This is a genomic window from Alphaproteobacteria bacterium, assembly GCA_016870095.1.
Lineage (GTDB): Bacteria > Pseudomonadota > Alphaproteobacteria > Paracaedibacterales > VGCI01 > VGCI01.
Window position 1 is genome coordinate 1 of the sequence record VGCI01000010.1, and the last position, 12,374, is coordinate 12,374.

10 protein-coding genes and 1 pseudogene are annotated in these 12,374 nt (G+C 37.1%); 8 read left to right on the forward strand and 3 right to left on the reverse strand.

What is annotated here, in order from left to right:
• Window positions 1-408: 408 nt before the first annotated feature.
• Both FJX03_07460 and FJX03_07465 read left to right on the forward strand, forming a co-directional pair.
• Window positions 409-717: a hypothetical protein gene (locus FJX03_07460; protein MBM3633517.1), complete on the forward strand. Its 309-nt coding sequence runs from the start codon at window positions 409-411 to the stop codon at window positions 715-717.
• Window positions 718-951: 234 nt separating this feature from the next.
• Window positions 952-2,844, forward strand: a complete 1,893-nt coding sequence (locus FJX03_07465; GenBank protein ID MBM3633518.1) for a hypothetical protein — start codon at window positions 952-954, stop codon at window positions 2,842-2,844.
• Between the two features lie 54 nt (window positions 2,845-2,898).
• Here the strand turns inward: FJX03_07465 and FJX03_07470 are convergent, their stop codons facing one another.
• Entirely contained in the window at window positions 2,899-3,654 is a 756-nt protein-coding gene (locus tag FJX03_07470) for a hypothetical protein (GenBank protein ID MBM3633519.1), read from the reverse strand.
• A gap of 237 nt (window positions 3,655-3,891) precedes the next feature.
• Here FJX03_07470 and FJX03_07475 point away from each other — a divergent pair.
• A pseudogene (locus FJX03_07475) lies at window positions 3,892-4,980 on the forward strand (IS3 family transposase).
• Window positions 4,981-5,268: 288 nt separating this feature from the next.
• Here FJX03_07475 and FJX03_07480 read toward each other — a convergent pair.
• A complete protein-coding gene (locus FJX03_07480) occupies window positions 5,269-6,183 on the reverse strand; it encodes a trypsin-like serine protease (GenBank protein ID MBM3633520.1) in 915 nt (304 codons plus the stop codon).
• 491 nt (window positions 6,184-6,674) lie between these two features.
• On the opposite strand from FJX03_07480, the gene FJX03_07485 reads away from it, so the two are divergent.
• A complete protein-coding gene (locus tag FJX03_07485; GenBank protein ID MBM3633521.1) occupies window positions 6,675-7,151 on the forward strand; it encodes a hypothetical protein in 477 nt (158 codons plus the stop codon).
• 50 nt (window positions 7,152-7,201) lie between these two features.
• Here FJX03_07485 and FJX03_07490 read toward each other — a convergent pair whose 3' ends face one another.
• Entirely contained in the window at window positions 7,202-7,870 is a 669-nt protein-coding gene (locus FJX03_07490; GenBank protein ID MBM3633522.1) for a hypothetical protein, read from the reverse strand.
• Between the two features lie 364 nt (window positions 7,871-8,234).
• Here FJX03_07490 and FJX03_07495 point away from each other — a divergent pair, with 364 nt between their 5' ends.
• The 4 genes from FJX03_07495 (at window position 8,235) to FJX03_07510 (ending at window position 12,264) form a co-directional block, all read left to right on the forward strand.
• Complete coding sequence (locus tag FJX03_07495) at window positions 8,235-8,924, forward strand: hypothetical protein (protein ID MBM3633523.1); 690 nt, start codon at window positions 8,235-8,237, stop codon at window positions 8,922-8,924.
• Window positions 8,925-9,122: 198 nt separating this feature from the next.
• Complete coding sequence (locus tag FJX03_07500) at window positions 9,123-9,797, forward strand: iron-containing redox enzyme family protein (protein ID MBM3633524.1); 675 nt, start codon at window positions 9,123-9,125, stop codon at window positions 9,795-9,797.
• A 35-nt stretch (window positions 9,798-9,832) separates the two neighbouring features.
• Window positions 9,833-11,113, forward strand: coding sequence for a HAMP domain-containing histidine kinase (locus FJX03_07505; protein ID MBM3633525.1), 1,281 nt, complete (start codon window positions 9,833-9,835; stop codon window positions 11,111-11,113).
• A 119-nt stretch (window positions 11,114-11,232) separates the two neighbouring features.
• On the forward strand, window positions 11,233-12,264 hold the full coding sequence (locus FJX03_07510) for a response regulator (GenBank protein ID MBM3633526.1): 1,032 nt from the start codon (window positions 11,233-11,235) through the stop codon (window positions 12,262-12,264).
• Window positions 12,265-12,374: the final 110 nt, after the last annotated feature.

Here is a 12,374-nt window from a genome sequence, read left to right on the forward strand (position 1 = left end):
CTCGGTATCCTTTTTCTTTATTGATTAAAAAGGATAATAGCAATGAATAGAGCAGCAGGAAAGTCGGGTAAAAACTTAGGGAGGTAATTTTTAGAAGGCTAAGCTAATTTTCAGTGCAATCGCCATGGTTCTTGGAAAAATTGCCCGATATGGGCTATATTAATTTCAGCCATATTAACTCCTTGTTAGTTAGTGTGGTCAGTGGGGTCTAAGTGTTAGTAGCACTTGGGCTCCACGCTTACTTAGGTTCAGACAATTTGGCAGGCTGCCGTATTCATCTTAAACCTATTTTTAGATTAAAAGGGTTGGGTGTAATATGCAAGTAAAAAACCTTAATCTATCATAATGATAGGGAAATATTGCTTAAATGTCAGCAAGACATATTAGAAGAAAACTCACGAAAAAATTATGCTTTGGTGCTTAAGTATTGCTTCAGGAGTTGCCTCGGAAAACTCTGTCGAAGCAGATCAGCTTCAAGCGGAAATGCGAAAGACTTATCATACCCAAGTTGTTGAGAAAGAAATTGGAGATTACACAAAATTGTTGGAAGGGGTAAAGGAAGATAACAGCCCCTTAGGCGTTATGTTAAAGGCACACTATTCGGAACATTTAGCCAATCTTAAAAAACTTCTTGAATCAGGCGAAATAAGCAAAGATATTGAAGGGCAATTGTATCAACTCCACCAAACGGATAGCTTATTTTCTCGATATTATTAGAAAATCACAGCTTAGTTTGTCTCAAGACAACTTGTCCTTAAGCTTCTGCAGTCCTTCTTATTTTGATACCCACATTGGCCTAATCAATTGTTAAAAGAAATTCTAATATTATAAATCATTTTACTTATTGCCCATAACTATAAAAAACTAGAGCATTTAAGAAAAAAAATAGTGTAAAAGAATCTTGAATAAACATGGTTTATTCTTTCATATTTTTCCAAATAGAGTTTGATAATGCTAAAAATTTATCGAATCATTCTTTCTTACATTCTATTAAGCCTATTTATGATAGCGTCCTCCTCTTATGGGACGTTTGCTGCCGATGCTCGGGAACATAAAACACACGTTCTACCTTCTCCTCAAAAAGCTATGAGTTCTTATGGAGGTATAGAACATAGAGAAAGCATTGAAAAAGTCAGAGTATCTTCCTGTGTGTCGTTGGGAGGTTCATGCATAGCAAGAATCAATGATGTTCTGGATGGTGCGAATGAATTTGTTGTTTCTTTCATGTATCGGTTTAACTCCCCAACTCTCATAAGAACTCTTGAAAGGAAGCACCTAGCCTCTATCCCTGTTATTATTTTTCTCGATTATGGACAAACCTATGAAAGCTCTTCCGAGGGTTCTCACTACCCACAGTACGCTCGGCAATTAATAGACAGTGTGCCTACGAGCCTCGTTAAACTCGGCGGAAGATCCTATCACCAAAAAGTATATATCTCAAAAAAAAGTGGCGAACAGGCCATTGTCATCTTGGGCTCTGCTAACGCAACTTTTGAGGCTGATAACGAACATTCAGAAGACATGGTTTTCGTTCAAAGTAATACTCTTGCGCATTTCTATCTGCAAGAATTTGAGAAATTATTGAGAATGGAACCACCTAAAAAAGCATCAGCAACAGAGTTTCCCGAACAGCAAGTTATGGTGTTTCATGAACATCGGGTTCTAAAAGGAGCCAGTAATACCGATTATTTGAGTAAATTAAGGGGGCTTTTAAATTCAAAAGATCAACCAACTCTTATGGGGGCTCATATAGGGGATGTCGTTTCTTTAGCCATATCTACAGGCTTTCCAAATGATGGGGGTACCCAAAGGTGCTTAAATATTGTCAATGACGCACTTGGAAGTGATCAAAGCGAGTTTTTATTTCTATTTGAGAATTTCATTAGCTTAAATGAAGCGCTATCTGGAGAAAAGATAGGAGAAAATTTAAAAAGCAAGACGCCTAAACTCATTGTTCTTGATAAGAATAAACATAATGCCGCTTCGGTGAAGGGACTAGAAAGTAAAGACAATACGGTTCTTCTCTTTAAGCCTTTCTCGGGAGGAAAGTTTCACCATAAGCTCATTATTCATTATCCCAAAGAAGGTTCTCCGATTGTATATACAGGCTCATTTCATATTTCTACGAACGCCGTCCAAAGAAATTCTGAAAATATTATTGGAATTAGAAGCCCAGAATTAGCGGACGAATATCTTGCCTCTATCTTGTTAAATTCGGGTCTAGGAGAACAACCAAAAGTATGGAGATTCATCTTTAAGTATGAACAACGGTTACGAAAGCTAAGGGTAAGTCAAAGTTTTCAAGATAGTAGAGTTTTACAAACAGCTCGTAAAATATTGCAAAAATGTCAAAAAAACATGGAGAGATATCTTGATCGACTAGATCGCGTTGAAACTCACTTACAAATGGCTGCTTCAGATCATGACCAGCAGCTTGAAATTGGTAAATACTTTGAGCACTGTATTAGACAGTTTCAAGAGGGGAACGGACAAGATAAGCTCCGCGCAATAGAGGAATTAAAGGGACACGTATTTAAAGGGTCTGTTATGCAAATTTATTTAACTGACCTAAAAGAAAAGTGGAAAGAGATACGAAGTAAATTTGAGGATGTCGACGTGCTACCGGATTTTGATGGGAATCATCTAGAAGACTGGTTTGAAGAAATGAAGGTATGGATAGAAAATACTAAGGAAGAGCAACAATCGCAGAAACTTCCCTTTAAAGAGGAGTTAGCCACCATTGAGACAATACATATAGCACTGTATGACCTAAATGAGTATGAGGCCACGTTCTCTCGGTTGCATGATTTGGAAGAAGTATTAATTCTTTTCCTTAAAAAATAAAGGTCCGTAACAGTCAGAAATGAATTCTAGGTGTCGCAAATAAAAAGCTAGCTATTATTTTTGAGCCCGATATTTATCATCGATCTTCCAACGAACCTGTTTTGATATACCAGTTCCATTAACGTTTAGCTTTAGCGACCTCGTAGGCCCCCCCAGAAACGTTCCAGCAACGCCATCATCTATCTTATCATTATGAGAAAGATCCAATTCAATAAGGCTAGACATAGCAAGAAGAGTAGGAACACATGCGTTAGTGATACCATCATTTATTGCCAATGAAAGTGATTGAAGGGATTCCAAACGAGATATTGAAGAAAATACACTTGTATCCGTAATGTGATTGGCATCAAGGACCAAGTGCCTTAGCTTCCTAAATTCTCCGATCCTTTCAATATGGGCATTAGTTAAGCCACAACCCTTTAAAGAGAGGACCTCGACATCTGGGTTAATTGTGTCCGGCGAAATGGTTAGAGAATATTTTTTAAAAAAGTTGTCATCACTTCCGTATCCTACATACACCCCATGTAAGTATATTTCCTTACAGCTTGGATCCATAAATTGTCCTAGTTCATGTTCTTCCAGGGGATTATCTATAACAAGAACTTTCTGTTTCTTATGAGGGGCTGAAGGAGATAAGGTTAATGGTGATAACGAAAGGGAGGGAGAACTATCACCAATAAAATGGTGTAGACTAGGACTTCTTTGGACAGCAACGTCGCCACCATTATGATCAGCAGCATTTACATAAGAAATTGCGCATGTCGATAAGATAAGAAGCATAGATGAGAGATTAAACTTTAACATAGTCATTTTTTCCTCCTTGCGATATGAAATAGGAGATAGAATTAGTTACAATAGATTTATAAGCTTTTATTTATTTTTTTTCAAGGCAAAAGAAGATTTTAATTAATTGTAAAGGTTAATTAAAGGCTCACTTACTATATCCTCACTTTTCCTTTTGCTACTAGTAAATCCTTGCTGTTCTGACCCCCTATAAATGGTCCAAAAAATAAGTTAGGATTTGGACCTTAAAATAGGGAGAAAAATATGGCACGAAAGAAGTTTGAAGCCGGGCAAATTATTGGGCATTTGAGAGTAATTGAGATATTTATTGGCAAAGGCAAGACAGCCGCAGAAGCCTGTCGCGAGGTTGGGATCACTGAGCAAACCTACTATCGCTGGCGCAAGGAATATGGTGGCATGCAAGTCTCTCAAGCCAAGCGACTTAAAGATCTTGAGAAAGAAAACTCGCGATTGAAGAAAGCTGTTGCCGAACTTACCTTAGATAAGCTGATCTTAAAGGAAGCCGCTGAGGGAAACTTCTAAGCCCCGAACGTAAGCGCCTAACCATTATTCGTGTGGTGCAAAAATATGGCGTTTCTGAACGCCGAGCGTGTTGTGTCTTAGGGCAACACCGATCCATCCAACGTCGCAAATCTCTTCAGAACTGTGATGAAAATTCCCTCACAGAAGACATTATTCGCTTGGCAAGTCAGTATGGCCGTTATGGGTATCGACGCATTACAGCTTTGCTGAAAGCTGAAGGGTGGCAAATTAATCATAAACAGGTGGAACGCATCTGGCGAAGGCAAGGATTGAAGGTTCCCGCAAAGCAACCCAAACGAGGTCGGTTATATCTTCACGATGGTTCCTGCATTCGTCTACAACCCTGTTGGAATAATCATGTGTGGAGTTATGATTTTGTTAGTGAGCGGCTTCACAATGGAAAAAAATTCCGTATGCTTACGGTCATTGATGAATTTAGCCGTCGCTGTTTAGCCATTAAGGTAGATTATCAACCAGGTTTTAGAGGCCCTGGCAGAGTTGTTGTTTATCAATGGTGTACCAAATTACATTCGAAGCGATAATGGCGCTGAGTTTACAGCCCAAGAAGTTCGAAAATGGCTTGCGTAAGTTGGTGTAAAGACAGCCTACATCACACCAGGGAGTCCTTGGGAGAATGGATTTAATGAACGATTTAATGGGTCTTTGCGGGATGAATTATTGAATGGAGAGATATTTTATACCCTGATAGAAGCCAAAACCTTAATCGAAAACTGGCGCTATCATTACAATGAGGTTCGGCCCCACAGTTCTTTGAACTATAAACCGCCTTCCCCAAAAGTGGTCACTTCAGCCTCAAAAGACCAGAATTTATTCAACGATTCTGGATCGCTTCATGAGGGTGTAAGATCTATCCATTAGCCAGGAATCCTTATTTAATAACTGGACCTGCTACTGGGGGCTTGACACTCTAGTTAAATAATCTTTAGACAATCTATATAGTAAATGCGTGAATTATGCAAAGAGACCAATCATTGTATAAAAATTTGGCAGTAGTTACTTCACCCCACTAGAGTTTCTGCATAATATTTTTTAAAATCCCCATAGCTTAAAATTTACTTAAGCTATGGGGAAAATATTCTATGAGCGCTGCATCCAATCTACCAACAAATCAAATTTAGCATCATTTATTCTTGTCGCCGTATTTTCGACATTGGGCCTTCCTGACGTGTGAATAGCACAGCAATAGCGATTTTTATCCTTTAAAGCTGCCCACACACCCGCACCACTTTGGCCTCCATACGTGTCGATTGAATATTTAAGAATTTCACTATCAAATCGTCCAACTTGACCTTCCATTGTATATAATTTATCCCCACCCTTATCACCGGGATAGCCCGTTACATTAATGGTTAATTTCTTAAGAAATGCATCTGATGGCGTCATTAATCCATACCAACCCACTTGATTTCCTATATCCCGATCTAGGATGAGCATGGCAAAATCATTGTTAGAATCTTTATTATTCGTCCATTCTTTGACTGTATATATTCGTTTCACGTGCGCTGAACCATAAGGGCGAGCGGTTTCGTTAAGGCCTGGCGTAAATGAAATGGAAGTTGCCCACCCCTTTTCAAACACACAATGTCCCGCGGTCACCACATGTCGCGGCCCTACCAGAAGACCACTTCCAATAAAATTGCCATCCGCAAAAGTCATATCAAGGTGACCATGAGGAGACCAACCTTGTAATTGAGGGGCATCAACATGTATTCTATCATCTCTGCCAATGATAGCCCCAACTCTTATCGTTTTCGCAGGATCAACTAAATTACATCCTGTTAATTTACAATTGTCGTATGAAGTAACATCAGGAGAATACCTAGGAAGCGGGCGGCTATCCTTCATTAATTCACGCGAAACAGGCGTTAATTGCATTTTATAATCTTCAGCTTCTTCCTCATATCCCCCCCAACAAAAGCACAAAGCTTGTCCTGCACTTACGATGTAAAAAATTGCTATTGTTAAAAACAGAACTATTTTTTTTGTTCCCATAATTTCTTATCCTTTCTCTCAATTTAAATATTTTAAAACTGTCTACAAATCCCCCTTTTGGAAATATAAACTAAATTTATTTGAGAAATTCTTGGAACAATATTCGTAAACAATACTTAAGTACGTACGTAAGTATGTAATTTCTTCAAAAACCATCAAAATATGTGAGGCACATTTATTGACAATTCCGGGGGGGTGGCTAAGCAGTTGAAAGAAGAGGTCTTGGAAATCAGCAAGCGAGCTGCTTCTTCATGAAGTAAAATTCCCCTTCAACCCCATTTTATTGACTTTTCACGTAGGCAAAAAAGGGCAAACTCTAAATTTCTTATTACGAATTCTAAATACACAAAAATTTTCCATATGTATTCTAAAAATTTAAATTAAGAATATTATTTTTTATTTTAAATAAAAAAATTGACTATACATAATTCCATTGATATGACTAACAATCATCAGAAATTTTATAATTTACAATTGGATTGAAAAATATAATGCAAATTTTAGTTATATTACTTTTTTGTGCTCAAACATCATGCTTGGCATCGCAAAGCGATGAAAATACAATAGCAGAAAAACCAGCTCCCGCCGCTAGTTTATGTTCCTCGGTTAGCAAATCACCTGAAGAAAAGCTGCTTGAGTTTCAAAATATTTGGAAAGGGGAAAGGCGTGAGGGGCTTCCCGGATTATTAATTTTACCCCCCTCATCTTCTTCTATTAATTTTCCGATGATTTTCATTAATGACGGAACACAAACTTATAGCGTTTTGCGAAAATCATTATCTAATCCAGATGAATCGTTTATCTTAAAATTAGTTATTATGGCAGGGGAAGAAAAGAGCACAAAAGCATCTGTTCGTGAAGTTTTACATAATAAAATTGTTATTTTTAAACCCCTATTAAAATTTAGCTGTACTTACAAAGGGAAAACATATCCTATGGCGGATCTTCTTTCCTTTCCATCTACATAATATTAAGGAAGTGATGCTCTATTTTGCACTAGGGACTGGAGGTGAGCAACCTATCGCACCAACAATGAATGTTCGATTAAATAGTTGCGGAAAGCCGGGTTGACCTTTTGGTCTCGCCACATTGTTTGGTAGAGATTTTTATCCAAATCATCCATAAAATCAACAACAGCATCATAGTTTTCGACATGTGTCGGAATGCCCACTATAGTCAATTCGTCTTCAGCTATGGTCACTTGTTCTTCCGAAATGATGAAGCGTTGGAAAATTTCAAGATAATCAAGATTTGTCTCATTGAATGTTAGCATAAGATTGACAGCACCTTTTTCTTCACAGAATAAAAAGAGTTGCTCCAAAACCTTTAATTGAAACTGCACCATCAACATCCCTTGCAGATATTCGTCCCAACATACCTTTTCATTAAACCGACGGGTGTCAATGCGGGGAAAATTGCACGATAGAATAGGCATGAGATATTCTCCCTCGTCGCCTTCTTCTGGGGAGCACGTCAAGGCTTCTTTAAGCTCCAAAGTCATTTCACAAGTTAGTTGGAGATCAAAGTCCTGAGCCCTAAAAACATATAAATTTTCTGAAAATGACTGAAAATCAGTTAAAAATGTTTTTTGGAGAGGAGACGTTAGTGGCGCCGGTTTTGCGTCAAAATCATGAGATATACTGCTCCCACGATGAAGATCAATAGCGTTGACAATGAGTTTAAACATAAAACTGTCTCCTAAAAAATGAGCTCAACAGGTATACAATATCATATATGTGTATATTAATCAACAAAAATTGCATAAGTCTACACATTTATGCATAAATATTTCTTTGAGTCATTATCATTTATATCATACTTAATCTGAATATTTGCATTTAATTGCTTGATTAATATATGAATAATAACTTTTTGTCCTTTAAAAATTTATCTTTTAAAGATACACAAAAATGTTGTGACGAACACAAAAGATGTGTATTGTAAAATCAGATTTGTCGTTAATTTTACTTAAATAATGCGTGTCGATTAAATTTGTGTTGCAGAAATGAATTATTATAAAGACCTTAATGTATTTCTTGAAAGGCTTGCAGATGGAAACATCTGATATTTCTTTATCAGATCAGGATGCCCCCCAAACAGTTGGGGAGCGGTTCCGCCTAGCGCGCGAACTCTCCCCCCTATCTCGCAAGTCTTTCTGTACAAAACATGATCTAAATTGGTACACCGTACAGTCTTGGGAACTTCGTAGAAATTTTTCACGCGGCGTTAATGTCAGTAAATTTTGTGAGGCTTTAGCGGCTGAGGGAATTATATGTACAGAAGATTGGCTCATTGAGGGCATTGGCCCCAAGCCTTATTTAGAATCTTCGCAAGAAGGCAGCGCGTATGCCCCGCCCATAACCGCCCGACAACTAAAGAAACACAGCTCTAACCTTATTGAAAGTCTTATCCAGGAAGAAATCTCAATTTTTTGTGCGCATAGCCAAAAAATGGGTAGGCAGGGTGTTGCCATCCAAATAACTGATGAAGCTATGGCCCCCGATTTTGAATATGGTGAATTTGTAGGCGGATTAAATATCCCTGCAGATAAAATACACCACTTTCACCAAGTGGTTTGCCTTGTTGAAGCCACACCTCACCATTTTCTCATTCGTCGTTTATTAAAAGAAGGGGAGACGTACCTTCTTTTGGCAAATAACAAAAATTACCCGCTAATACGCCTAGAACAAATCACAAGCATAAGTGAAATAGTCTGGCGCCGGCGAAATTCGACACTTTAAAGAATAATAATATGCGGCATTTTGCTGCGGATAGTGAAGATTTAAAAATGATAAAAATTACTAAGCCGAATATTGTATTTAGCCATTGTTTTATCGATTTTTTGATACAATTTGTCAGACAAAATTCTAGAAACAAATGGAGTAACTTGCCATGAAAAAACACCTAAAAGAGCTAACAAATAAGAAAGGACAATAATTATGAAAGTTTTATCCAATATCAAATATTTCCCTGAAAAGTTACCTTCCCTAGAAATTTTAATTCGACGGAATAAAAAATATAAAGATCATTTCAAAAAGAATTTATTGTTTAATTTAATGGACTCAGGATATTTCAACACAAAACGCAAACGAGATATTTTTTTGGAGTATTTCCAAGTTTGGTCGAATTATTTTCAAAAAACGATGCTCTTAAAAACCGCACTGTGTGACGATCCAAATTTTACGCCTATTTTCAATCAACATTTCACGGAAGAGTTTGGTCATGACCAGATGCTCAATAGCGAACGACCAAAAATTAATGTCAAAAAAGATCCGGTATTAGAAGCACTTTGCAACTGGTTTTTATCAAAAATGCTTTCTTTGAGCCCCCATGAACAAGTTGTTGTTATGAATTTATGCGTTGAAGCTACAGCCGTTATTTTCTATAGCTACGCAATACCCGCCATAGATCCCCATCATCAACTGGAGCATTTTAAAGCCCATGAATCTGTGGATATAGAACATGAGAATATGGGTCTATCTTTATTAGAAGATCTACCCGTATCTCAATACGAACGACTACTTGGAATACAAGAAGATTCTTGGGGAATATTTGAAGCCTTAATGAATCGCATTGCAGAACTCGTACAAGAAAAATCGCCGCATACTGTTTAGATCAGGGGCAAAGAAAAACATAGGGGTATATTGATATGATACAAAAGTTACGCTCTATCTTTTCGGATCGAATTGATGTGTCTGACACATTGATAAAAACGTTAGGCATCTTTGGAGTTGTTAATTTCCCTTTGTTTTATTTTGTGAATAAACTGTTTCTTGAAAGAGAAAACGAGTTTGTTTTTTTAAGATTATCTGCTTTTCTCCTGAGCGTTCCCCTTCTGTTTATTGACTACTGGCCTCCTTACCTCAAACGATATAAACTATTTTATTGGTACTCCTACATTTTCTATATTTTTCCATTTTTTTCCACATATATGTTTATTGAGAATTATGGATCTAACATGTGGTTTACCAAAGTGATTATCGGTCTTTTTTGGCTTATTTTAGTCACGGACTGGATGACAGTTATTGTCATCCTTCCCTTGGGAGTTTTAACAGGATGGATAACTCATTATTTGATAAATGGTCCCGATCATATTGATATGTCTATCATGACAGAGCTTTCTATAAATTATGTGTGGGCCGTATTAATTGCCACTGTCTTCTCTCGCGGAAAAGATAATATTCAAAAGGAGAGACTTAATGCAATGAAATCTCTTGCGGGAACAATTGCTCATGAAATGCGAACACCTTTTTTAGGAATACGTTCAAGTGCGGGTGGAATTAAAAGATTTCTCCCTTCACTCATTGATGGATATAAAAAAGCGAAGGAAGCTAACTTAGGCGTATCTCCAATTTCAGAAAAAAACTTACATCAATTAATGGAAACGCCTGATAATTTGGATAAGATTACTTTAAGCGCCTCTCTCGTAATCGATATGCTTCTTACCAGTTTAAAAGGGGAAATATTTACAAATAAGCATTATGAGGTGAAGTCCATTAAATCATGCGTATCGGAAATGTTCCAAGAATACCCCCTTACAAATGATGAAAAATCCCTACTGAATTGGACCGACAATCCTGATTTTACGTTCCACGGCAACGATCTGCTGATGAAACATGTCTTATTCAATCTAATGAAAAATGGCCTTTATGCTATTAAAGCAGCAAATAAAGGAAAAATAATGATATGGACAGAAACAACCCCGAAGGGAAATTATTTATACTTTAAGGATACAGGCACAGGAATGTCTCCTGCCATGGTTTCTCATATATTTGATAGATTTTATAGCCAAACTCATCATGGAACTGGTATAGGACTCGCCTTTTGCAAAGCTGTAATGACTAGTTTTGGCGGCACCATTTCTTGTGAATCAAAAGAAGGGGAATACACAATTTTTATTCTAAAATTTCCAATCCCTTTGAATGCGTAATAAAAAGAGGTATTCGTCTGCGGGCAATTTAAATTTTTGACTTCTTCGTGAATTAATGAGATGAATCTTGATAAGAGGTTCATACAAATTATGAAAAATATTATTTATATCCTATTTTTATGGAGTCACTTATGAGAACTATTCCTATTTGTATGTTCCCCACGAAAGTCATCCTCATTGATGACGATCTCTCTTCTCTGAAAGATCTTGAGCTCAATTTAGATGATTCCCGTTTCACCTATCAATTTTATAATAACCCGCAACAAGCATTGACGGCCCTCACAAAAAATTACCAGCCGGACTCGTTTGCCAAGCGATTAATTAGCCAGCCAGATGAAACCAAGTGGCAACACGCCATGCTTGATGTCAATATTTACGACCTCATGAATGAAATATATAACCCCAAACGTTTTGAGAGCATCTCCACTGTGGTCGTTGATTTTACGATGCCAGGTATGAATGGGTTGGAAATATGTGAAAAAATTACTGACCCTTCCCTTCAAAAAATTCTGTTAACTGGGGAAGCTGATGAAAATTTAGCGGTTCAAGCTTTTAATAAGGGTCTCATTCATCGTTATATTAAAAAGCAAGATCCCAACGTCTTTAAGATTTTAAACCAAAGCTTGAAAGATGCTCAGCGAACCTACTTTTCAAAAGTCTCTCAACTTATGCTGGATGTCGCAACATTTAACACCAAAAAAACGTGTCTACGCGACCCCGTATTTATTGAGTTTTTTGAGAAACTTCTCCAGGAAAAAAATATCATTGAATATTATTTATTTGAAATTACAGGAAACTTTTTGCTTCTAGATGAAAATGGCACTGCCTACGGCCTGTTTATTTATGATAAAGATCAATTAAATATGTGGCATGAGGACTTACCAGAGAGTGAAAGCGTTCCCCCTCAACTCTTAAAAGAGTTAAAAAGTCACAAAACAATGATTTGTTTTCATGATAAAAATAGCATTTCTATTCCTGCGGGGGCTCAGTGGGCTAAATATTCTTATCCTCTGCATATTTTACAAGGTAGCCATGAAACCTATTATTATGCTTTTGCCAAGAATATGGTGGACATAGAATTGGGCGATATATCTACATTTCAAAACTATAAAAAGGAATATCAACAGAATTCTTTCCCAAAGAGTTTTTAACCCTCATTTTTATGAGTTTCCCCTAACTTTAACGATGTACGCGTAAATCACATTAATAATATTCGTCATGCAAAGACCATTTTCTATTTGAAAAAGTACAGGTTACAGTT

What these genes read in the sequence shown, in the direction of transcription:
- FJX03_07485 (MBM3633521.1), top strand. Translation starts at nt 6,675, where the DNA reads ATGCAAATTTTAGTTATATTACTTTTTTGTGCTCAAACATCATGCTTG.
- FJX03_07500 (MBM3633524.1), top strand. Translation starts at nt 9,123, where the DNA reads ATGAAAGTTTTATCCAATATCAAATATTTCCCTGAAAAGTTACCTTCC.
- FJX03_07505 (MBM3633525.1), top strand. Translation starts at nt 9,833, where the DNA reads ATGATACAAAAGTTACGCTCTATCTTTTCGGATCGAATTGATGTGTCT.
- FJX03_07510 (MBM3633526.1), top strand. Translation starts at nt 11,233, where the DNA reads ATGGAGTCACTTATGAGAACTATTCCTATTTGTATGTTCCCCACGAAA.
- FJX03_07460 (MBM3633517.1), top strand. Translation starts at nt 409, where the DNA reads ATGCTTTGGTGCTTAAGTATTGCTTCAGGAGTTGCCTCGGAAAACTCT.
- FJX03_07490 (MBM3633522.1), bottom strand. Translation starts at nt 7,870, where the DNA reads ATGTTTAAACTCATTGTCAACGCTATTGATCTTCATCGTGGGAGCAGT.
- FJX03_07465 (MBM3633518.1), top strand. Translation starts at nt 952, where the DNA reads ATGCTAAAAATTTATCGAATCATTCTTTCTTACATTCTATTAAGCCTA.
- FJX03_07495 (MBM3633523.1), top strand. Translation starts at nt 8,235, where the DNA reads ATGGAAACATCTGATATTTCTTTATCAGATCAGGATGCCCCCCAAACA.
- FJX03_07480 (MBM3633520.1), bottom strand. Translation starts at nt 6,183, where the DNA reads ATGGGAACAAAAAAAATAGTTCTGTTTTTAACAATAGCAATTTTTTAC.
- FJX03_07470 (MBM3633519.1), bottom strand. Translation starts at nt 3,654, where the DNA reads ATGACTATGTTAAAGTTTAATCTCTCATCTATGCTTCTTATCTTATCG.